This is a genomic window from Nostoc sp. C057 (assembly GCF_013393925.1).
Classification (GTDB): domain Bacteria; phylum Cyanobacteriota; class Cyanobacteriia; order Cyanobacteriales; family Nostocaceae; genus Nostoc; species Nostoc muscorum_A.
Map to the genome: position 1 here is coordinate 5021551 of NZ_CP040281.1, position 23910 is coordinate 5045460.

The 23910-nt window shown below is 42.2% G+C and carries 15 protein-coding genes and 1 pseudogene; 10 read left to right on the forward strand and 6 right to left on the reverse strand.

Translation table 11 applies throughout. The annotated features are described in order from the left end of the window. The first annotated feature begins 20 nt into the window (after positions 1-20). On the forward strand, positions 21-935 hold the full coding sequence (gene glsA / locus FD724_RS21420) for a glutaminase A (RefSeq protein ID WP_179074039.1): 915 nt from the start codon (positions 21-23) through the stop codon (positions 933-935). Here glsA and FD724_RS21425 read toward each other — a convergent pair. Continuing rightward, positions 912-2561 (reverse strand): hypothetical protein, encoded by a 1650-nt coding sequence (locus tag FD724_RS21425; protein WP_179075575.1) that lies wholly within the window; start codon positions 2559-2561, stop codon positions 912-914. The genes glsA and FD724_RS21425 overlap by 24 nt on opposite strands. Before the next feature lie 537 nt (positions 2562-3098). On the opposite strand from FD724_RS21425, the gene psaA reads away from it, so the two are divergent. The 4 genes and pseudogenes from psaA to FD724_RS21445 all read left to right on the forward strand — a co-directional run. Then, positions 3099-5357 (forward strand): photosystem I core protein PsaA, encoded by a 2259-nt coding sequence (gene psaA, locus FD724_RS21430; protein ID WP_114081191.1) that lies wholly within the window; start codon positions 3099-3101, stop codon positions 5355-5357. Positions 5358-5477: 120 nt separating this feature from the next. Further along, positions 5478-7703: a photosystem I core protein PsaB gene (psaB, locus tag FD724_RS21435; RefSeq protein WP_114081190.1), complete on the forward strand. Its 2226-nt coding sequence runs from the start codon at positions 5478-5480 to the stop codon at positions 7701-7703. 157 nt (positions 7704-7860) lie between these two features. After that, entirely contained in the window at positions 7861-8331 is a 471-nt protein-coding gene (locus FD724_RS21440) for a transposase (RefSeq protein WP_179074040.1), read from the forward strand. Between the two features lie 81 nt (positions 8332-8412). Then, positions 8413-8581: pseudogene (locus tag FD724_RS21445) on the forward strand (DNA methyltransferase); the annotation flags it as partial. A 125-nt stretch (positions 8582-8706) separates the two neighbouring features. Here FD724_RS21445 and FD724_RS21450 read toward each other — a convergent pair. Next, on the reverse strand, positions 8707-8901 hold the full coding sequence (locus FD724_RS21450; RefSeq protein ID WP_073640193.1) for a hypothetical protein: 195 nt from the start codon (positions 8899-8901) through the stop codon (positions 8707-8709). A gap of 706 nt (positions 8902-9607) precedes the next feature. On the opposite strand from FD724_RS21450, the gene FD724_RS21455 reads away from it, so the two are divergent. Together FD724_RS21455 and FD724_RS21460 are read left to right on the forward strand one after the other, a co-directional pair. After that, the gene (locus FD724_RS21455; RefSeq protein WP_179074041.1) at positions 9608-10663 is read left to right on the forward strand and encodes an SGNH/GDSL hydrolase family protein; all 1056 of its coding nucleotides are present in this window, start codon (positions 9608-9610) and stop codon (positions 10661-10663) included. A 61-nt stretch (positions 10664-10724) separates the two neighbouring features. Then, the gene (locus FD724_RS21460) at positions 10725-11087 is read left to right on the forward strand and encodes a DUF4864 domain-containing protein (protein ID WP_114081187.1); all 363 of its coding nucleotides are present in this window, start codon (positions 10725-10727) and stop codon (positions 11085-11087) included. Between the two features lie 25 nt (positions 11088-11112). On the opposite strand, the gene larE is transcribed toward FD724_RS21460, so the two are convergent. Continuing rightward, positions 11113-11943 carry an ATP-dependent sacrificial sulfur transferase LarE gene (gene larE, locus FD724_RS21465; RefSeq protein WP_179074042.1) on the reverse strand — a complete coding sequence of 277 codons (831 nt, stop codon included), beginning with the start codon at positions 11941-11943 and terminating at the stop codon, positions 11113-11115. Between the two features lie 196 nt (positions 11944-12139). Beyond that, a complete protein-coding gene (gene hrmK, locus FD724_RS21470) occupies positions 12140-13978 on the reverse strand; it encodes a hybrid histidine kinase/response regulator HrmK (protein ID WP_179074043.1) in 1839 nt (612 codons plus the stop codon). A gap of 205 nt (positions 13979-14183) precedes the next feature. Here hrmK and FD724_RS21475 point away from each other — a divergent pair, with 205 nt between their 5' ends. Then, on the forward strand, positions 14184-15050 hold the full coding sequence (locus tag FD724_RS21475) for a branched-chain amino acid ABC transporter permease (RefSeq protein WP_114081184.1): 867 nt from the start codon (positions 14184-14186) through the stop codon (positions 15048-15050). 21 nt (positions 15051-15071) lie between these two features. Here FD724_RS21475 and FD724_RS21480 read toward each other — a convergent pair whose 3' ends face one another. Together FD724_RS21480 and lipA are read right to left on the reverse strand one after the other, a co-directional pair. Next, the gene (locus FD724_RS21480; protein WP_012410182.1) at positions 15072-15221 is read right to left on the reverse strand and encodes a photosystem I protein PsaX; all 150 of its coding nucleotides are present in this window, start codon (positions 15219-15221) and stop codon (positions 15072-15074) included. A gap of 181 nt (positions 15222-15402) precedes the next feature. After that, positions 15403-16305 (reverse strand): lipoyl synthase, encoded by a 903-nt coding sequence (gene lipA / locus FD724_RS21485; protein WP_179074044.1) that lies wholly within the window; start codon positions 16303-16305, stop codon positions 15403-15405. 332 nt (positions 16306-16637) lie between these two features. Here lipA and FD724_RS21490 point away from each other — a divergent pair, with 332 nt between their 5' ends. Both FD724_RS21490 and FD724_RS21495 read left to right on the forward strand, forming a co-directional pair. After that, entirely contained in the window at positions 16638-17324 is a 687-nt protein-coding gene (locus FD724_RS21490; RefSeq protein WP_179074045.1) for a response regulator, read from the forward strand. Positions 17325-18100: 776 nt separating this feature from the next. Then, positions 18101-23779: an ATP-binding sensor histidine kinase gene (locus FD724_RS21495; RefSeq protein WP_179074046.1), complete on the forward strand. Its 5679-nt coding sequence runs from the start codon at positions 18101-18103 to the stop codon at positions 23777-23779. Positions 23780-23910 lie beyond the last annotated feature (131 nt).

Here is a 23910-nt window from a genome sequence, read left to right on the forward strand (position 1 = left end):
TTAATTTGGGTGTATCTGTTGTGAAAGGACTTGAAAAATTAATTACTACGGAGTTATCAGCTTGGGTAGAACAAGCTAAAATTCAGGCTAAACAGGGACGAGTTATCAATCGCATTCCACAATTAGCTTTAGCCGATCCTGGTTGGTTTGCGGTTCACGTCTGCTGTGAATCGGGGAAAAATATCAGCTTTGGGGATACCGCTTGTGTCTTCCCGCTAATGAGCGTTATTAAGACATTTTCTTTACTTTATCTGCTGGAACATTTTGGCGCAGAAACAGTTTTTGGCTGGGTTGGAGTTGAACCATCGGATGCACCCTTCAATTCTTTAGAACAATTAGTTAGCGATCGCGGCCGCCCCCGTAACCCGATGATTAATAGTGGGGCAATCACCCTCGCTGATAAGTTACCAGGAAAAGATGCTACCCAACGCACTCTTTTATTTTGTCAATGGCTCAACCAATTAGCAGGTTGCCAACTCAGTTTAGATGAAGTAATGCTGGCTTCAGTGCGATTAACCCGCTCAACAGCCAATGAAGCGATCGCAAACTATCTTAGCGAAACAGGTTATTTAGAAAATCTTGAAATAGCACTTGACACTTATGAGCAAATATGTTCTATTTCTGGGCGAGTTGAAGATTTAGCTCTGTTAGGAAAACTTCTAGCTTGTGAAAGTGGGTTAGTGAAATCACAGAATCGCCGGATTGTCAATGCTGTGATGTTAACTTGTGGACTTTATGAAGCTTCTGCCGATTTTGCAGTCAGGATTGGTGTACCGATGAAATCAGGGATTGGTGGTGGACTTGTCGCAATAGTCCCAGGTGAGGGAGCGATCGCTTGCTACAGTCCTGGGTTGGATGATATAGGAAATCCTGTAGGTGCGATCACATTTGTTGAGGCTTTAGCGCAAGATTTACAGTTGAGTGTCTTTGCTTGATTCCGGTTTTTCTGCTTCGGGAGCGCTTATTTTAGGTAACGGCGTTGATTCAGGGGTTGGTATTACCTCTGGCTGTGGTTCTGCTACAGGAGACTCAATAATCTCTGGCAGTGCAGGTGGCAAATTAGGAGATGGCGCAACTGTTACTTCTGGAGTAGGTGTCTTGCTCGTTCGGCGCTTAAAATATCCGCTAAATCTAGATTTTGTTGGCTGAGGCGTAACTTTTTCAGTTGACGGTGTTGATTCAGGAGTTGGCGTTACCTCTGGTTGTGGTTCTGGTGTTGGCGTAATTATTTCTGGTGCTGGAGACTCAATAATCTCTGGCAATGCAGGTGGCAAACTAGGAGATGGCTCAACTGTTACTTCTGGAGTAGGTGTCTTACCCGCCCGACGGTTAAAAAATCCGTCAACTTTAGGTTTAGTTGGCTGGGGCGCAACTTTTTCAGGTAGCGGCGTTGATTCTGGAGTCGGCGTTACCGTTGGCTGTGCTTCTGATGGTGTCGGGGATAAGGTAGGAGATGGTACAACCGTTGGAACTTCCAATTTTGGTTCTTCTGGCTGTGTTTTAGATTCTTTTGGAGCTTCAGTTTCAGGAAGAGGCTGCTTTTCTAGCTTCGGTTGGATTTGAGGTGTTTTTTCAACAGAAGGCATAGGTGTAAGTTTATAATTCGGGTCTACAATGCCACGTACCTCATCTGCTGTGAGTTCTCCCCTCACAATTTTCGACAAAGTATCTTTACCCTTTGGCTGGAAGTCAATGACTCGCACTGTGGTATTGAAGACATTTTTGAGAGGATTTCCCTGATTATCGAGAAATTCTAGCTTTATCCAGTTTTTACCAGTTTGGAAGCCTTTAAGATAAACTGCCTGCCAGCGATCGAAAACAAAGCTTTCACCATTAATTGTGACGCGGATGCGCCAATCACTAAATCCTTCGTTAGTGTTTTCCTTGTCAACGAGGTGCAGGGGAGCGTTAGTGAGATAAAAGTCTAGTAAGATTGGCTCTGCCCCGTAGCTACTTTGGGGACGGCTGTAAGTTAGCAGAGGTAATTTGGCATCTGGGTTATTGTCGTCAGTTTTGGTAAAGACGTGAAATGTTGTCTCGGCATAAGCACCTTCATTCTTAAAGCTTTCATGCCAAGGACGAGAGGCAAAGACGCGCAGGGTATGAGTACCTGGAGACAACTCTGGTAAAACCAAGGGTTGATTCAGGTCGTAAACAGGAATATAAGGTTGATTATCCAGAATTACATGGAGATGTGGCCCCAGTTGTAATTGTGGGTCTTTAAATATTGGTAGATCCTTAACCTGAAAACTGGCTGTAACTTTATTATTTTGGAAAACTTCATCAGGTCTTGGAGTCAGAATTGCCACTTGTGGCTGATACACCTCCAAACTTGGACGCAGTGCTTGGATAACAGATGGTGGGGAAACTTCCGAAAATTGCTTTGAAATTTGAGAAATCTGTGGAGGGTTTTCTCTATAACCAGTAGATACTTCCTGGCTATCGGCTTTCTCACCGCAACTGGTCAAGCTTAATACCAGCACCAATGTCATTATCCACCTGAGAATCGGGAACCTCTCAGGGAGGAGCTTCTCTAACACCCTTTTCTGCCACGAGTTCATGCGTTGCACCCAGTGATAGTCTTCGACAATTGACAGATTATTTTCGCTCAAACTGTCATCTGGCACTATAGCCCAAAAGGTGAAATCTACCTCACATTCCCTAAGTTTTTCTGTGTCTATTTCAGTAAATTTTAAAACAAGTCATACTTTTTACAGCTTTTTACTTACAGCAATGGAAATATGACACAAATGTTCATGAGTAATAGCAGTAAAAGCTGGAAATCGAGTGTATACAGCAAAATCATAAAACTTACGAATTGTTATTCTTTGTAAATTAAAATGGTTAATCTATTGACTTTTAGACAAATAGTTTGAAGTTAAAAGGCAGATAAGACGGTAATTTCAGCAATTTTCCACCAAGTTTGAATTATTGTTAAAATATCTCCAACAAAGTGCAGGTGAAGACTCTATAATTCAACGAGAAACAACTCTCCACATAGGGTCTTCATCGCGGCTTCAGTAAAATTCTGAGTATGCGGTAATGGTTCACTTTGTGGTATTCATGATTCCTCATTCCTTATCAAGAGAGGAGGTCAAATGACAATAAGTCCTCCGGAGCGAGAGGAAAAGAAGGCAAGAGTAATCGTCGATAACGATCCAGTTCCAACCTCATTCGAGAGATGGGCGCAACCTGGACACTTTGACAGATCCTTAGCCAGAGGTCCCAAAACCACCACATGGATTTGGAACCTGCACGCACTCGCCCATGATTTTGATACACATACAAGCGATTTAGAAGACATATCCCGCAAGATATTCTCAGCCCACTTCGGCCACCTAGCCGTAGTGATGGTTTGGTTGAGCGGGATGATTTTCCACGGCGCGAAGTTTTCTAACTACGAAGCTTGGCTAAGTGACCCGTTGAACGTTAAGCCTAGCGCTCAAGTCGTTTGGCCCATTGTTGGACAAGACATTTTAAACGGTGATGTTGGCGGTGGTTTCCACGGTATTCAAATCACCTCCGGTTTGTTCCAAGTATGGCGTGGTTGGGGGATTACAAACTCCTTCCAGCTTTATGTAACTGCGATCGGTGGCTTGGTATTAGCAGGCTTATTCTTATTTGCCGGCTGGTTCCACTACCACAAACGCGCTCCCAAACTGGAATGGTTCCAGAATGTGGAGTCGATGCTGAATCACCACTTGCAAGTATTGCTAGGTTGTGGTTCCTTGGGATGGGCAGGTCACTTAATCCACGTGTCCGCACCGACCAACAAGCTTTTGGATGCAGGTGTTGCTCTCAAAGACATCCCCTTGCCCCACGAGTTCATCTTGAACAAAGACTTGTTGACCGAGTTGTATCCCAGCTTTGCTGCTGGTTTAGCACCTTTCTTCACCTTGAACTGGGGTCAGTATGCTGACTTCCTTACCTTCAAGGGCGGTCTGAACCCAGTAACAGGCGGCTTGTGGATGACTGACATCGCTCATCACCACTTAGCGATCGCAGTTCTCTTTATCGTTGCTGGTCATCAATACCGTACCAACTGGGGTATTGGTCACAGCATTAAAGAGATCCTAGAAAACCACAAAGGCCCTTTCACTGGTGAAGGTCACAAAGGTCTCTACGAAAACCTGACCACATCTTGGCACGCTCAGTTGGCTACTAACCTGGCCTTCTTGGGTTCGCTGACCATCATCATCGCGCATCACATGTACGCGATGCCCCCCTATCCATATTTGGCAACTGATTACGCTACACAGTTGTGCATATTCACTCACCATATTTGGATCGGTGGCTTCTTGATTGTTGGTGGAGCAGCTCACGCTGCGATCTTCATGGTGCGGGATTACGATCCAGTTGTGAATCAAAACAACGTATTGGATCGGGTAATTCGTCACCGTGATGCGATTATTTCTCACCTGAACTGGGTATGTATTTTCTTAGGCTTCCATAGCTTTGGACTTTACATCCACAACGACACAATGCGTGCATTGGGTCGTCCTCAAGACTTGTTCTCTGATACAGGGATTCAATTGCAGCCAGTATTTGCCCAGTGGATACAAAATATCCACGCCTTGGCTCCTGGTACAACTGCACCTAATGCCCTAGAACCAGTTAGCTATGTCTTTGGCGGCGGTATTTTGGCTGTTGGCGGTAAAGTGGCAGCTGCACCCATTGCTTTGGGCACAGCCGACTTCCTAATTCACCACATTCACGCTTTCACCATTCACGTCACCGTCCTAATTCTGCTCAAAGGTGTGCTGTATGCCCGTAGCTCTCGTCTGATTCCAGACAAAGCAAACCTGGGCTTCCGCTTCCCCTGCGACGGGCCTGGTCGTGGCGGTACTTGCCAAGTGTCTGGTTGGGATCACGTATTCCTCGGACTATTCTGGATGTACAACTCCCTGTCTATTGTAATTTTCCACTTCAGTTGGAAGATGCAATCAGATGTTTGGGGAACCGTAGATGCAGATGGTACTGTGACTCACATCACTGGTGGCAACTTTGCCCAAAGTGCTATTACCATCAACGGTTGGTTACGGGACTTCTTGTGGGCACAAGCTACACAAGTCATCAATTCCTATGGCAGCGCGCTATCTGCCTATGGTCTACTCTTCTTAGGCGCTCACTTTGTCTGGGCATTCAGCTTGATGTTCCTGTTCAGTGGTCGCGGCTACTGGCAAGAACTGATTGAGTCCATTGTTTGGGCGCATAACAAACTGAAGGTAGCACCAGCAATTCAGCCTCGCGCTCTGAGTATTATTCAGGGTCGGGCTGTAGGGGTAGCTCACTACCTCTTGGGAGGAATTGCCACAACTTGGGCATTCTTCCATGCACACATCCTTTCAGTAGGGTAGCAATCAGTTATTGAGTGCTGAGTACTGAGTGCTGAGTCAAAACTCAGAACTCAGGACTCAGAACTCAGGACTCTAGACGCTGATATTTGATGGCTAAAGGTCAGAGGATTTATTAAACCTATGGCGACAAAATTTCCGAAATTTAGCCAGGATCTCGCACAGGACCCGACGACTCGTCGGATATGGTATGCGATCGCTACAGGCAACGATTTTGAAACCCATGATGGCATGACGGAAGAAAATCTTTACCAAAAGATTTTCGCAACTCACTTCGGTCACTTGGCAATCATCTTCCTGTGGGCATCCAGCCTCCTGTTCCACGTGGCCTGGCAAGGTAACTTTGAACAGTGGATTAAAGATCCCCTTCACATCCGTCCCATCGCCCATGCGATTTGGGACCCCCACTTTGGTAAACCAGCGATCGAAGCTTTTACCCAAGCGGGCGCTAGTAATCCGGTAAACATTACCTACTCTGGTCTCTACCATTGGTGGTATACCATCGGTATGCGGAATAACGGCGAACTGTACAACGGTTCAGTGTTCTTGCTATTATTCGCTGCTGTATTACTGTTTGCTGGTTGGCTGCACTTGCAACCCAAGTACCGTCCTAGCTTGGCATGGTTTAAGAGCGCTGAACATCGCCTAAACCACCACTTAGCAGGTTTGTTTGGTGTTAGTTCATTGGCTTGGGCTGGTCACTTAATTCACGTTGCTGTCCCCGAAGCTCGCGGTCAGCACGTAGGTTGGGATAACTTCCTGAATACCCCACCCCACCCAGCCGGTTTGACACCATTCTTTACAGGCAACTGGGGTGTTTACTCTCAAAACCCTGACACTCCTGGACATATCTTCGGGACATCGCAAGGTGCAGGAACTGCAATTCTGAGTTTCTTGGGTGGTTTCCATCCCCAGACAGAAGCTTTGTGGCTGACTGACATAGCTCATCACCACTTAGCGATCGCAGTTTTATTCATTGTTGCTGGTCACATGTACCGGACAAACTTTGGGATTGGTCACAGTCTCAAAGAAGCATTGAATGCCAAGAGTTTCTTTGGTATTCCAGTTGAAGGGCCGTTCAACCTACCTCACCAAGGTATTTACGACACCTACAACAACTCCCTGCACTTCCAATTAGGTTGGCACTTAGCAGCGCTAGGTGTTGTAACCTCCCTGGTAGCGCAGCACATGTACTCCATGCCTTCCTACGCATTTATTGCGAAGGACTACACAACTCAGGCAGCGTTGTACACGCATCACCAGTATATTGCTGGATTCCTGATGCTTGGTGCTTTTGCTCACGGTGCGATTTTCTGGGTGCGTGATTACGACCCAGAGCAAAACAAAGGTAACGTGCTTGACCGCGTGTTGAAGCACAAAGAAGCGATTATTTCCCACCTCAGCTGGGTATCTCTTTTCTTAGGCTTCCACACCCTTGGTCTGTACGTACACAACGACGTAGTAGTTGCTTTCGGTACTCCTGAAAAGCAAATCTTGATTGAGCCAGTATTTGCTCAATTCGTCCAAGCTGCTAACGGTAAGGTGCTGTACGGTTTAGATACTTTGCTATCTAACCCCGATAGTATTGCTTACACAGCATGGCCTAACTACGCTAACGTTTGGTTGCCAGGTTGGTTAGATGCCATTAATGCTGGTACTAACTCCCTGTTCTTGACAATTGGCCCTGGCGATTTCTTGGTACACCATGCGATCGCTCTAGGTCTGCACACCACCACCTTGATCTTGGTCAAAGGTGCTTTGGATGCCCGTGGTTCTAAGCTGATGCCCGATAAAAAGGACTTCGGCTATGCCTTCCCTTGCGACGGCCCCGGTCGTGGCGGTACTTGCGACATCTCAGCATGGGATTCCTTCTACCTCGCTACATTCTGGATGCTCAACACCATTGGTTGGTTGACCTTCTACTGGCATTGGAAACATCTCGGTGTTTGGCAAGGCAACGTAGCTCAGTTCAATGAGAACTCTACATACCTCATGGGCTGGTTCCGCGATTACCTCTGGGCTAACTCTGCTCAGTTGATTAACGGTTACAACCCTTACGGCGTGAATAACCTGTCTGTCTGGGCTTGGATGTTCCTATTTGGACACCTAGTTTGGGCTACTGGCTTCATGTTCTTAATCTCCTGGAGAGGTTACTGGCAAGAGTTGATTGAAACCCTTGTCTGGGCACACGAACGCACTCCTCTGGCTAACCTAGTTCGCTGGAAAGACAAGCCCGTTGCTCTGTCTATTGTTCAAGCTCGTGTAGTTGGTCTAGCTCACTTCACTGTTGGCTACATCGTGACTTACGCCGCGTTCTTGATTGCTTCTACGGCTGGTAAGTTCGGTTAATTCGGCTGCTAGTTTTGTAGATAAGTAATAAAAATCCCCTGCCGCAAGGTGGGGGATTTTTTTGTGGGTTTTGGGTAGGGAGGATGGGAAAAATAAAGAAGGGGGCGGGCAAGATGCCCACCCCACAATAAAAATTACAAATAGTTTTGTATTCTGAATGCAAAAGCCAAAGTTGAAAATTTTTCGGAGAAGATTACCTCATTGGGAGTTAGGTGGGGCAGTTTATTTCATTACTTTTAATACTTGGGAAAAGTTAGAACTTAGCCTAGAAGCTAGAGAAATAGTTTTTAATTCTTACTTGTTTTTTGATAAAAACAGATATCAAATATTTGTCTTTGTAGTTATGACAAATCATGTGCATCTGCTTATTCAGCCATTAATCAAGTCGGAAAATGAGTTTTGGTCATTGAGTAGCATTATGAAAAGTATTAAAGGTTATAGTGCTAAACAAATTCCCAAAGTGATGAAACATATAGGAACAGTTTGGCAAGACGAAAGATATGACCGTATTGTTAGGAACGATGAAGAGTTTCAACAATATTGGGAATATATCAGACAAAATCCTGTAAAAGCAGGGCTGTCATCAAGCCCAGAAAATTACCCCTTCTTTTGGCAACTCCCTGAATAATCTCAATCATCACATTACTTGTGGGGTGGGCATCTTGCCCGCCCCTTTGTAGCCTTACATGTCATTAATTTTCTCTATGTTTATTTACGACACTGCAAAGAAGCCAAAATTAGACCCTATCAGCCCGTTATCCTCAAGGGTTTGCTAAGTTTTCATCAAATTCTTAACTTATGAAGCTGATATGGTGTTAGATCCATTTACAGGTTCTAACACAACTGGGTTTGTTGCTGAAACTCTGCAACGCCAATGAATATCTTTTGAAATTAACGAAATTATGTAATGGGAAGTTGTTATCGTTTTAGCCAATAATCAAATTAAGTAAAGAGTCACGAATGAGGAGTTAAAATTTATAACCCCTAACTCATAACTACTCACTTAAATTTCTCCATTCACCTGCATTTGGTGAACTTGATCGGCTAGCTCCTGACGACCTTGATCGTCTAGTTTATCAATAGCTAACATTCCCATCAGAATCACTTCTTTCAGTGTTAAACGTGTCGAATGTGCCTGTTTTTGCACAATCTCCTTAATAATTGGACTGACACCAATCGCTGTACTAGCTCTAGCCACAGAAGAACAAACACTAATGATTAAGCCTAAATCTTAGCACTTTCAATGAAGTTATTTTCTATAGTTAAAACTTAATTTAAAGGTGTTTCAACTCATACTTCTACAGGCAAACATAAACTTGAAATTATATATACAGAACTACAAAAGAAGTACAGAGAATTGCTCTAATACTGGGCAATCTGTATCAAACCCTAAATCATCCCGTCAAACCTAAGAGGCAACTTTTGGATGAAAATAAATTTAACTTTTGTTAGATCAACGCAATCTGTATAATTTTTGACTGCACTATAGATGACTTTAGAATTATCCCAAACCAGTTTGAGCGCCTAACTTTTTAAGAGCAAGTTCTTAAAAATCAACAGTAATAACCTTTTTCTTGCTCAAGAACAGCAGCTCATCGTATGATATCAACTAATCGCAAACTTATACACACTTACAATATTTGTGGACACTGAGTTATAAAAAATAGTTAGTTTTGTGAAAATAATCCTTTAAGTACCAGTATTTTCGCAAATCAGACTTGTATACCACCGAAAAAACCGTACTTTAAAGAGATCGTAAATTGTCTAAGATAATCTACTCAACACGCTTTACAGAACTATACAGTGTAAATAAGAATAATAACTTAACCGAAGTAAAATTTTCCTGAATACAGGCAATTAATGATGTGATAGGGAAAAGCAGTGAGTAGAGGAGAGAGAAAGCGATGAGGGACCCTTATCTGTTGGCAGCAGGCTTGTTAACAGGATTAGCAATACCAGCATCGGCTCTTCCACATTTGTCGATTGTCCTGCCAGAAAGTTCTAGATTCCTGTGGGATTTAAAACAAGGCTCGCAGACAATAGTAAGTAGACAAATCATCCCCAGCGTTGATCTCTCCTTACCAGAACTCAGTGGGCAAGCGTTCCAACCCCTAAAAAATTCGCAGCCGACGGTAGATGAGAAAAACGTCTCTAGCGTACCCGAACTCAGTAGTGAAGGATTACCAGCCTCAACAGAATCATTAGTCAAACCCAGTGCCCAAGCAGCTGGTATTTCTTTGACATCTGGTAATCAACTTTACTACCAAAGATTGGCGGCTCTGAAAACAGGTCAGATTTATACGCGCGTAGATAGTGATAATTTGCAATCTTTGTGGGAGTCGATTAGGAAGCGTCAACTAACTTATGATGACTGGAAAAGTTTATTAGCTTTAGAAGCTAGAGCGATCGCTCAAGGTCAAGGTGCAAATCATCTAAGCATCTTAGTGGGTGATTCTTTGAGCATGTGGTTTCCTAGAGAAAAACTGCCTACGGGGAAATTGTGGCTCAATCAAGGCATCTCTGGAGATACTTCCAGTGGGGTTTTAAAAAGGTTGGGGGCATTTTCGGCAACCCGGCCAGATGTAATTTATGTCATGGCTGGGATTAACGACTTACGAAAAGGCGCGAGTGATGACACAATTTTGCGTAATTATCGCCGGATTGTGCGTCGTTTACGCGAGACTCACCCAAAAGCTCAAATCATTGTCCAATCAATTTTGCCTACTCGCCTAGCAAAACTTTCTAATAGCCGCATTCGTCACATCAACACCCAACTAACCCAAATTGCTAAACAAGAAGGCGCTAATTATCTAAATATTTATAGCTGGTTTACCGATATGGAAGGCAATATGCGTCCAGAGTTGACCACAGATGGTTTACACCTGTCACAAGAGGGTTATGATGTATGGCGCTCGGCATTACAGCAGATAGAATACAAGGTGACTCAGCGTGAAGATTAAGCGATCGCTCGACCCTTAAAGCGATGTCTACGACGGGCTGCGCCTATGCAATTTTAGATTTATGGAAATTACCGACAACGATGCCATCACCATACGTTCTCTAATTGAAAACCAATTGGTAGCCTTTAAAAAGGATGATGCCCAAGGCGCTTTTGCCTTCGCCAGTCCAGGAATTCAGGCGCAATTTGGTACCCCAGAAAATTTTATGCAGATGGTGAAGATAAGTTACCCAGCAGTATACCGTCCTCGCTCTGTCTTTTTTGAGAAGATAACAACCATCCAAAAAAACATAACTCAGCCAGTGCTGCTACTTGCTCCTGATGGAGTTCCCTTGAGAGCTTTATATCTTATGGAAAAACAGCCGGATAATGCCTGGAGGATAAACGGCTGCTTTTTAGTTTCTGTAGAAGGTAAAGAAATATAAACTGGATTTCTATAAAACCAAAATTTTATAATTTAACGCCCAAGGCTTCCCGATTTAAAATCTGATTTAACTTACCACTGCGATAACCTTCCAAATCCAGAGTTACGTAAAGAAATCCAAAATCCTGAAATACAGAAACTACTTTTTGCAAATCTGTCGTTAACACAAACTCTTTAATTTGTTCTGGTGATAATTCAATGCGTGCTGTATCACCTTCCGATCGCACGCGCAAATTTTGCCAACCCAGCTTTCTTAAGAAAATTTCTGCTCTACCAACTCGTTGTAACTTAGCAACAGTAATCTCTTCACCATAAGGAAACCGCGAACTTAGGCAAGGTTGAGCCGGCTTATCCCACCAAGGTAAACCGAGTTGTTGCGAAAGTTGTCGAACTTCAACTTTGGTGACACCTACTTCGGCTAAAGGCGATCGCGCCCCTCTTTCTTTCGCTGCTTGAATTCCTGGGCGATAATCATGCAAATCATCGGCATTTACCCCATCCACTACATAGGGATAACCCAACTGCAAAGCTAAAGGTTTGAGAGTATCGTGCAACTCACTTTTACAAAAATAACAGCGATTAACCGGGTTAGAAGTGTAATTGGGATTTTCCATCTCGTGAGTCTGGACGATTTTATGAGCAATCCCAATAGTTGCAGCTTGAATTTTGGCATCTTCCAACTCTTCTGGCAACAGCGAAGGAGAAACAGCCGTGACAGCCAGAGCGCGATCGCCCAAGGCATCATAAGCAATTTTCGCAACCAAAGTGCTATCAACGCCCCCAGAGTAGGCAATCAATGCCTGATTCATCTCTTCAAATAAGGCTTTTAATTGCTCAAATTTTTCTGTTAGCATCATTTCCCAATCCTACTCAAACCCTATAGCACCCAACCATTTTTATTGTAGTCATTTGTTATGTTATGGGGCATTGGGAATTGGGAAGAGGACAAGGGGACAAGGAGAATTGGAGACAAGGGGAAAGACTTGTTTCAAGTTCTCACCTCTTGTCCCCTTGTCCCCTTGTCCTCTGCTCCCCTGCCCTCTTGCCCCCTGTCTATATTGGCGGTTTGCTGTACTTGGCTACCAGACTAGCTAAAAGTGGTAAATCAATTGGTTTAGAAATATAGTCATTTACTCCAGCTGCTAGACAGGTTTCGCGATCGCCTTTCATCGCCATTGCTGTTTGAACAATTACCGGAATCGTCTGATATTGCTCATGTTCTCGCAGTTGTCGTACCAAGTTAAGACCATTTCCATCTGCCAGATAAACATCCATTAAAATCACTGCTGGATATAGCTGTGTTAGAGCTTCCCACATCTCAGCAGCATTCTTAACCCAAGTCACCTGATATCCTAATTTCTGTAGATAAATTTGCATCAAATCAGCATTGGGTAAGTCATTTTCTACCAGTAAAATATCTACAGAAGAACTAGGCGTTAAAGGCAAATGAGATAAGGAGTACTTTGCCTCCCCTGCCTCCCCTGCCTCCCTTGCTTCCTCATCTCCCCCCGCTCCCACCTCTTGCTTAAGGGGAAGTAAAAGGGTAAAACGGGAGCCGCTATCTACTTCAGACTCCACTTTCACAGAACCACCATGAATTTGGGCGAGTTTGCGAGTCACTGCTAAACCCAAACCAGTCCCCTCAGCACCACCAGCGACAGCCTTAGCAATTTGGAAATAGGGTTCAAATAATTGAGTCTGGTCTTCTTGAGAGATGCCACTGCCAGTATCCCAAACTGTAAAATGTACAGATCCACCTTTGGGAACAACCTGTAAGCCAACACTTCCTTTGCTGGTGAACTTTAAGGCATTGAAGAGTAAATTCAACAGCATTTGCTTGAGTCGCAAAGAGTCGGCTACTAGGCTTGTGATATCGGGGTCAATTTCTAGGCACAGTCTTAAACCCTTATTAGCGGCTTTCTCTTTCACCAGTGCCAAAACATTGCTACATAGCAGTGGTACATCTACACTTTCCCACTGCACCTCTAGCTGGTTTGCTTCAATTTTTGAAAGATCCAAAATATCATTAATCAGAGCTAGCAAATGCTTGCCGCTAGACTGAATGATATTTAAATACTCCCGTTGACGTTCTATAGTTGGTTCGTACCCTGGAGCTAAAAGCAGATGGGTAAACCCAATAATAGAACTAAGCGGTGTGCGAATTTCGTGGCTGGTGTTTGCCAGAAACTGGTTTTTCAGCTGATTGGTGCGCTCCAATTCTTGATTGGAGTTACTTAACTGTTGATATTGTTGCTGCCAAGATAGGATGTGTCTCAGTTGTACCAAAGCTGTTGTACAGTAGTTGGCAGACCTGGACATCAATTGCGATCTGAGTTGGGCTTTTGATTCTATGAGCGACTCACGATCGCAACTTAGGGGCGCTGCGGCGATAATTAGCCAGCCCATAATGCTGCCAGAATCATCAGCTAACCGCCAAGCGCTTGGTGGCTGTTGATTCTCAAGTTGCTGTAAATCTTTGAATTCTATAACCTCTTGCAATCGCAACAGCAGCTTTTTTTCTGCTGTCAGCACATCTACAAATAAAGGTTGTGAGTTTTGAGATGGAGAACGAGAAATATAGCAAACTGTGGCTACAGTTTCTTGTGGTTGAAACATAGCAATGCCGACAGCATAATCTGTAAGTGCCAGATTAGTGCTGTTCATTACACTGTTAATCTCGTTAACCACAGCTTGGAGAACTTCTGATTCTGCGACTTCTGCCTGTAGGACATTGTTACAAGCAGAAAGCAGATAATGATTTAGGCGACTTTGCAACTGGTTCAAGCTGCTCTCCAGCCACAACTTGGCGCGAAGTTGCTGAATTGTTGTCAAAAGTTTTGGCGTTGCATCTATCTGTGAGTTTTGGTCTGGTAAGCTTGAGTACTGCTGCATGGTCAACTAGACCGCTTAACAAATTTAGCTTCACATAAAAATCCAAAAAGGATTTTATGTATATTAGCGGACAATTCTTTTTTATTTATAAACCATAACTTATGTTGTTATAAACCATAACTTATGATGTCGAATTTAGCAGCTAGTCCAAAAAAATTATTATCTGAACCACTGACCTAAAATTTGTTAAAGCAACTTAAGACTTATGGATACACAATTCGCCCAACTAATCGTCAATGGGATTGCGGTAGGGAGCATTATTGCTCTAGCCGCAGTCGGACTGACTCTTACTTATGGAATTTTACGGTTATCTAACTTTGCTCATGGTGACTTTTTAACTTTAGGAGCCTATCTCACCTGGCTAATCAATAGTATTGGAGTTAATATTTGGCTGTCAATGATCTTGGCGGCGGCGGGAACAGTAGCAGCAATGCTGTTATCGGAAAAGTTATTGTGGTCAAAGATGCGCTCTATCCGTGCTACTTCCACTACGCTGATTATTATTTCTATCGGGCTTGCCTTATTTCTTCGCAATGGGATTATTTTTATCTGGGGTGGCAAGAACCAAAACTATAATTTACCTGTCACCACAGCTTTAGATATTTTTGGTTTAAAAGTACCGCAAAATCAATTATTGGTATTGGGGTTAGCGATACTAGCAATTTTCGCGCTGCATTACCTGCTGCAAAATACCAAAATTGGTAAAGCGATGCGAGCAGTTGCTGACGATCTGGACTTAGCCAGGGTTTCAGGTATTAATGTTGACCGAGTAATTTTCTGGACTTGGCTAATTGCTGGCACTCTTACGTCATTGGGAGGCAGTATGTATGGGTTGATTACAGCCGTGCGTCCTAATATGGGGTGGTTCTTAATTTTACCGTTATTTGCCTCAGTGATTCTTGGGGGGATTGGCAACCCTTATGGTGCGATCGCAGCAGCTTTTATCATTGGCATTGTCCAAGAAATTAGCACCCCTTGGCTGGGTTCACAGTATAAACAGGGTGTAGCACTATTAATCATGATTTTGGTGCTGCTCATTCGTCCCAAAGGTTTATTCAAAGGAACGATTTGAGCAGCACCATTCCACTTCTAACTACTCAATAATGTGGAAATAGTAGGCCGCTACCAAGAAATTGATAGCTAGCAAGAATATTGCCCAGCCTGTGCGATAGGCGTAGGGAGGTTTTGCTCCACTGTCGGCAACTGCGGAATTTGCAGGATTCTTCGTTGTTTTAGCAGTCATAATGCGATTCTCCTAATGTCATGACTTTTTAAGAAATACCAAACTGGCGTACCAAATACCCAAATTCTTTAAGAATATTTGTGTGAATTTGGAAATTGGATTAGGGGGAGAGGTGACAGGTGACAGGTGACAGGGAATAATCTGTACCCTGTACCCTGTACCCTGTACCCTATTCCCTTCTTCACTCCTCTCCAGCATGATAGGAACTGCGAACCAGAGGCCCAGAACGGACATGGTTGAATCCCATTTCCCATGCTAATCTGCCAAGTTGAGCGAATTCCTCTGGAGTCCAATATTTTTGGACTGGGAGATGTTCAAGAGTTGGACGCATATACTGCCCAATAGTCAAGCGATCGCACCCCACAGTCCTTAAATCAGCCATTGCTTCGACAACTTCATCAACTGTTTCGCCATGTCCCAGCATCAAACCTGATTTGGTGGGAATTGTTGAATCGATTTCTTTAACCATAGCAAGTACTAAAAGTGAGCGATCGTATTTGGCTCCCCGGCGCACTGGCCCAGTTAACCGCCGCACTGTCTCGATATTGTGATTGAAACAAGCTGGTTTGGCTTCTACAATCATCGCTATGCGTTGGCGTTGACCTGATTCTCCAACACCTGCACCGCCCCAAAAATCTGGGGTCAGCACTTCAATTTGAGTCTCTGGGTTTAACTGACGGATAGTAGCGATCGTCTCTACAAAGTGACCTGCGCCCTGGTCGGGCAAGTCATCACGGGCGACAGAAGTCAGCACTACATAACGCAATCCTAAAAGCTGTACTGCCTGTGCAACCTTTTGGGGTTCCTCTAAATCAAGAGGCATCGGTGCATGACCTTTATCTACTTGACAAAAAGCACAAGAGCGTGTGCAAGTAGGCCCCATTAGCAAGAAAGTTGCAGTTTTTTGGGCATAGCACTCTCCCCGGTTGGGACAGCGGCCTTCTTCGCAAATTGTGTGGATTTGGCGCTGCTTAATAATGCGTTGTACGGTAGAGATTTCACTGGCTTTACCGATAGGGCGACGTAACCAGCTAGGCATTGCCGCAATTTCAGACTTTAGTTCGGCTTGTTGTGACGAAATCATAGACATCCAAGCAAGATACGGATATAAAGTAGTGGTCTTTCAATGGACAAATGATAGACAAGAATAGACGCAGAAAACGGTCTTAATATCTCCGTGTCTCCGTGTCCTTATATGCTTTATGCCTTAGAACAAAGCTAAAGCCTTAAATATCACCATGACATAAATCGAAAAGAGCGCCAGCAAAAGTTTTACAAAACACCTCTAGCAATGTCATTTATACCGAAATATACTATCCCCCAATTGCTAGAAATTTTGTATATAGTGGGAGGATTCTCAAGGACAATCGGCAAAGCCGCTATTTACACTTAAAGTTTCTGTTAGAGCAAACAGTCGTGGCAAGCAACAAGATTTTAGTTATCGATGACACTACAGTTGTCAGGGTAAAAGTACGAGAAATGTTGCCTCCGGGCAATTTTGAGGTACTGGAAGCAAAAGACGGTTTGGAAGGACTAAATTTCATTCTTCAGGAAAAACTCAGCCTGATTATGCTGGATTTTCTGTTGCCTAAAATGAGTGGCTGGGAGGTTTTCCAGAAAGTTCAAGCCGATCCGGAATTAAGGAAAATTCCTTTGGTGATCATGTCTGGTCGCAAGGAAGAAGTAACCGAGAAAATCACAGAACCCTTTGAATACTTTGAATTTCTGGGCAAGCCTTTTGATCAGAAGCAACTAATTAACGCAATTAAGTTAGCCATGAGTAAGGCGAAACAGCCGCGCCCAGAATTAGTCGCAGTAGGAGCAGGGGTTGCTGTTAAAAATAGCACAGTTGCTACTTCTAGTGTTGCTACTACTACGGTAGCAGTCCCTAGCGTTGCAAATACTGCTACCGTAGCAACTCCTGCTGCTGCCAATATTTCGATGCCTACGGTGGCAAGCAACGCAACCCCTACTGCCAAAGGAGTCTCTGAGGCAGAAATTAATGCGTTGAACGAGAAAATTGTCAAAATGCAAGCTGAAATCGATGGCTTGAAGAAACAGCTAACTCAAGTTGTTACCTTTATTAAACAAAAAATAAAGTAGCATTTGTGTTCATTATTATTATCGCAGCCGAAATACCCCGTTCATCATACTGGGTGTACTATTAAAAGCGGGTAAAAATAGTTAATTCAAAAATACTTATCTTGACAAACCATCGTTGACAACAAAATTCAAAAATAGGAAAAACTACATATAGGGGTAATTCATGAATTACCTCTATATTTAATTTTGTGTAAGTTTTATAGGTGCATCTTCAAAAATAAATATAGCAATCCGATTTGATTTCTGTTCGCGCAGCATGGCGTAGCTATAATTATTTGCGTGGTGCGCGTTCACGGAGCGTATCGTAGAGAAACGAAGCACGATAGGCAGGCAATAGTCAAAAAGGCTCTTTGAGATATACTGATTTTTTTCAATAATCAAATATGAGTCCTATAGTATCAGCTGTTAGTCTACTGAAACAATTCTAGACCAACTAAACCTGCCGCAATTTGTTCTTAACCTAAGAAAAACGGCAGGCTTTTTATTGGTTAGTCTCCCACATATACAATCTGCATCAGAACTTGATAAATAACCTACAAATAGAAAGCAGTAATACGGAACATTTACCAGATAAAGTTAGTAAAAATATTTTGACTAAGTTATGTTTTTATACCCAAATTAGTTTATTCAAAATTACATAGTTCCAGAGAAGATATGTCTTAAAAATTATTTTTATTAATACAAATTAAACAAATGAAATTATTATTTCATGATAATGATAGCCTTCGCACGGGAATACTAAGACATAGAAACAAGAATTATGAGCATATTCCGCAATGTTAGTAGTATTAGATACATTATATGCGTTTCCTGGCTATCACATCACCGAGCAAATATACTCAGGTAGTAAAACTCTAGTTTATCGGGGCATTAGAGAACAAGACCAAAAACCAGTCGTTCTCAAATTAATGCGGAATGAATATCCTACGTTCGCGGAAATCGCCCAGTTCCGCAATCAGTATATCATCACCAAAAACCTCGATATTCCTGGCATACTCAAAACCTATAGCCTAGAAAGCTACCGTAACAGCTACATCTTAGTGATGGAAGATTTTGGTGGCATTTCCCTGCAAGACTGGCGAATAGAGAACAAGGAAAAGAAGGAAAACTGTCTTTCTCTCAATGAGTTTTTCAATATTGCTATTAAAATTGCTTCTACCCTTGAGGGACTACATCGCGATCGCATCATTCACAAAGACATCAAGCCTGCCAATATCCTAATAAACCCTACCACCGATGAAGTAAAAATCATCGACTTTAGCATTGCCACCCTCCTACCAAGAGAAATTCAATTTCTCACGAATCCCAACATCTTAGAAGGTACTCTGGCTTACATTTCTCCAGAACAAACTGGAAGGATGAACCGGGGTATCGACTATCGCACTGATTTTTATTCCCTTGGTATTACCTTCTTTCAACTCCTCACTGGACAGTTACCCTTCACGACTAAAGATCCGATGGAGTTAGTTTACTCTCATATCGCTAAACAACCGCTAAAAGCCAGTCGAATTAATTCTAAGATTCCGGCAATTTTGTCTGAAATGATCGGTAAACTAATGGCGAAAAATGCCGAAGACCGCTATCAGAATGCTTTGGGGTTAAAGCATGACTTGGAGGTGTGCCAAAAGCAGTGGCAAGAAACAGGAAATATTGCACCCTTTGAAGTAGGCATGAGGGACATCTCAGACCGTTTCGTAATCCCTGAGAAACTCTATGGTCGCCAAGGTGAAGTTGAAACCCTACTCGCTGCTTTTAAGCGTGTAACAGAAGGGGCAACAGAAATGATATTAGTCGCGGGTTTCTCTGGTATTGGCAAAACTGCTGTGGTTAATGAAGTCCACAAACCGATTGTGCGACAGCGTAGTTACTTCATCAAAGGAAAGTTTGACCAGTTTCAACGTGACATTCCCTTATCAGGATTGGTACAAGCTTTTAGAGATTTAATCGGGCAACTACTTTCAGAAACTGATGCCCAAATTCAACAATGGAAAGCTAAAATCCTGAGGGAATTGGGTACACAGACTCAGGTAATTATCGATGTAATTCCTGAACTCGAACAGATTATTGGTAAGCAAGCTCCGGTTACAGAACTCTCTGGCAGTGCTGCCCAAAATCGTTTCAATTTATTGTTTCAAAAATTCATTCAAATCTTCACAACTAAAGAACATCCCCTCGTTATATTTCTTGATGATTTGCAATGGGCAGATACAGCCTCTTTAAAGATAATTCAGTTATTAATGTGTGAAAGTATGTCATCTTCTTTGGCAGAAAATGCAGAACACACGCATGAGAATCAGGGAGGTTTATTGTTAATTGGTTCTTATCGAGACAATGAAGTTTTCAAAGTAGATCCACTTTATTTGACACTACAGGAAATTGAAAAAGCTGGAGCAGCTATTAATACAATCACTTTAGTACCTTTAAATCAGGGTGATTTAAATCATCTCATTGCTGATACTCTCCATTGTGCTGAAGTAGTTGCGGTTCCCCTCACTCAGATGGTGTTTGCCAAAACCAAAGGCAACCCATTTTTTTCAGTCCAATTCCTCAAGTCTTTACATGATGATGGGCTAATTGTATTAAACTTTGATGTTGGTCATTGGCAGTATGATGTTTCAAAAATCAAAGAATTGGCTCTCACAGATGATGTAGTAGAATTTATTGCCCTACAAATAGAGAAATTGCCAATATATACCCAAAAGGTTTTGAAACTAGCTGCCTGTATTGGTAATCAATTTGAATTAAATAGTCTAGCGATCGTCAACGAAAAATCTGTAGTAGATACAGCATCAGATTTGTGGCAAGCATTACTTGAAGGACTAATTTTACCACAGACTGAAAATTACAACATCTTTGCAAAAGAAAATACTAATCAAGAATTCATTGTTCATGGAATAGAATCTATAGAATTTTCCAGTTCTAATTTACAGCTACCTAAATATAAATTCGTACACGATCGGGTGCAGCAAGCAGCTTATTCTTTAATTCCTGAAGAACAAAAAAAGCCAATTCACTTAAAAATTGGGCTACTGTTATTGAACAATATTCCTGTTGCAGAACAGGAAGAAAAGATTTTTGAACTTGTCAATCAGTTTAATATCGCAGTAGAATTCATATCTCCTCAAACTAAACGAGATGAACTAGCCCAGATGAATCTAACTGCTGGAAGAAAAGCTTTAGCATCAACAGCTTATCCATCTGCTGTTAAGTATTTAACTACTGGCATTCAACTGATGGACGATGATGGCTGGGAGACCAAATATAAGCTCATCCTAGCTTTGTATGAGACAGCAGCAGAGGCAGCGTATCTAGCTGGCAACTTTAGGCAAATGGAGCAATTAGTAGAGGTAGTATTGGCACGAGCGAAAACACTGCTGGAGAAAGTAAAAGTTTATGAAGTCAAAATTAAAGCCTATGGAGCGCAGAACCAAGCACTAGAATCTGTCAGGACTGCACTAAGTGTTCTAAACTTATTGGAAGTTGAGTTGCCTGAAAAGCCGAGCCAGTCAGATATTCAGCTAGCGATCGCTGAATTAACATCAAATTTAAATGGAAAGCGTATTGAGGATTTAATTGACCTGCCAGAAATGACGGCAAAACAAACATTGGTAGTTATGCAGATTCTATCCAATGCGCTTTTTTTCGCCTATGCAGTCACTCCTGAACTTTTTCTACTGATTGTTATTAAACAAATCAACTTGTCGCTCAAATACGGCAATGCTCCCTTGTCCGCTTTTGCATACGTTCTTTACGGAACGATCCTCTGTAGCGAAAAGGGAGATATTCAGTCTGGCTATCATTTTGGCAAACTGGCTTTAAGTTTGGTGGCTAAATACAACGCTAAAGAAGTTGAAGCAAGAGTCATGGAGGTATTTCATGCAGGTATCCGGCATTGGAAGGAACATCCTAAAGAAACATTAAATCCTGTACTGGAGGCTTACTCTCTGGCGATGGAAACAGGAGATTTAGAATTTGCAGCCTTAGCTCTTCAGTTTTATTGCTTCTGTTCTTATTCCATAGGTAGAGAACTGACAGTGCTGGAACCCGAAATAGCAAACTACAGCAATGCCCTGAATCAAATTAAGCAAGAAAGAGCCTTTAATTGGAATTGCATCTATCAACAGAGTGTCTTAAATTTATTGGGGGTTGGAGAAGATCCTTGTCGTTTAATTGGTGAAGCCTATGATGAGGAAAAAATGCTGCCGCTTCACTTGGAAGCCAAAGATGGAATCGGGCTTTTATATCTATATTTCCACAAACTACATTTATGCTACTTGTTTCAGCAGTTCCCTCAAGCAGCTGAAAATGCCACCCTGGCAGAAAAGTATTTAGATAGTGGTACAGGGCAACTGGTTGTTCCTTTTTTCTATTTTTACGATTCTCTGGCTAAACTGGCGGTGTACACTGACGCATCTGATTCAGAGCAAAAGTGCATTCTCGATCGGGTGCAGGCTAATCAGGAAAAGATACAATATTGGGCATATCATGCCCCAATGAACAATTGGCATAAATTTTATTTGGTGGAGGCAGAAAAGCATCGAGTTGAAGGGAAATATCTTGAAGCAATGGAAGGATACGACCGTGCTATCTCCCTAGCTCAAGAACATGACTATAAGAATGAAATAGCTTTAGCTCAGGAACTTGCAGCTAAGTTTTATCTAAAATGGGGCAAGCAAAAAATTGCCCAAACCTACTTAATTGATGCCTACTATGGATACGTTAATTGGGGAGCAAAAGCCAAAGTTGATGATTTGGCAAAACGCTATCCTCAATTACTTGGTTCTATATTCCAGCAAGAAAAAGTAAGTATCAACTCCAGCGAGGAAAACACTTCTTTCAATAAAACATCTATATCATCTTTATCTACTCTGAGTAATCATCAAACTGTTATTGGATCGAAGACAAGTATTTCTGACTCTCTGGATTTAGCCGCATTCATTAAAGCATCTCAAGCGCTCTCTGGAGAAATCGAACTTGAACGACTACTTTCTACTTTGATGGAAGTTGTTATGGAGAATGCAGGAGCCTCTAAATGCGCTTTAATTTTGAGCGAAGGTGAGAACTTAGCATTAACTGTCACAGCTGTTTGTTCAAGTTCAAATTTTGAGCATACCTACACTGAGTTTCCATCAACTTCTCTTGAGTCAAGCTACGATGTTCCTATTACTTTGATTAACTACGTTAAACGCTCTAGAGAAATCTTGGTTATTGATGATGCAAGGGCTGTTTCTTTTCTAGCAAGTGATAACTATATTCTTAGTGAAGAACCTAAGAGTTTGTTGTCTATACCTCTTTTAAATCAAGGTAAATTGATCGGCATTATTTACCTAGAAAATCATCTGACAACAGGAGCATTTACACGCGATCGCGTAGAAGTACTCAAACTCCTCACCACTCAAGCAGCAATATCCCTAGAGAATGCTATCCTCTACAAAAATTTGGCCAAAGCTAAAGAAAGCTTGGAGGAATACAACCATACCTTAGAAGAAAAAGTTCAGGAAAGAACGCAGGAACTGAACCACAAAAATAACTGTTTACAAGAGACTTTACAGGAATTACAGCGTACCCAAATTCAATTGATTCAAAGTGAAAAAATGTCTTCCCTAGGACAAATGGTAGCGGGCATTGCTCATGAAATAAATAATCCTATTAACTTTATTCATGGCAATATTAATCACGCTGGTGAGTATGTCCAAGACTTGCTTGACTTGCTAGTTGTTTATCAACAGGAATATCCCCATCCTTCGCCTTTAATTGAGGATAAATATGAGGAGATTGATATAGATTTTCTAGCAGAAGACTTGCCAAAGATTCTAGATTCAATGAAAGTAGGGAGTTCGCGTATCCGAAATATCGTTTTGAGCTTACGTAACTTTTCTCGCCTAGATGAATCTGAGATGAAGCCTGTAGATATTCATGAGGGTATAGACAGCACCTTAATGATTTTGCAACACCGACTTAAAGAAAAGAGCAATTTTTCTGAAATTGAAGTCATTAAAGAATATGGTAAATTACCGGAAGTTATTTGTTACCCTGGTCAACTCAATCAGGTGTTTATGAATATTCTGAGTAATGCAATTGATGCTTTAGAAGATTCATTCGTCATTGATCATCAATCGCTGGTAAATGACAAAGAACAAATAACCAAATATATAGAGTCATCATCGACTTCTCATTTAGTAGGAAAAATTCACATTTTTACTGAACTAACAGATTCTAATACGGCAATAATTCGGATTGCTGATAGCGGTTCTGGCATGACAAAAGCGGTACAACAGAAAATATTTGACCCATTTTTTACCACTAAATCAGTAGGAAGTGGCACAGGGTTAGGGTTATCGATTAGCTATCAGATTATTGTGGACAAACACAAAGGTAGTTTAACCTGTGATTCTACGCCGGGAGAGGGAACTCAGTTTACTATTGAGATACCAATGCAACAGTTAGATGGTTAGATTAGTAGTCTGTCAAGCCCAAATATAAGGCTGTAGGGGCAATTCATGAATTGCCCCCACAACAAATATTGTTTTTCGAATTACCCCTATTTAGTCTTTTCTGTCAATGCGTAATTCCTATAGCAATCTTA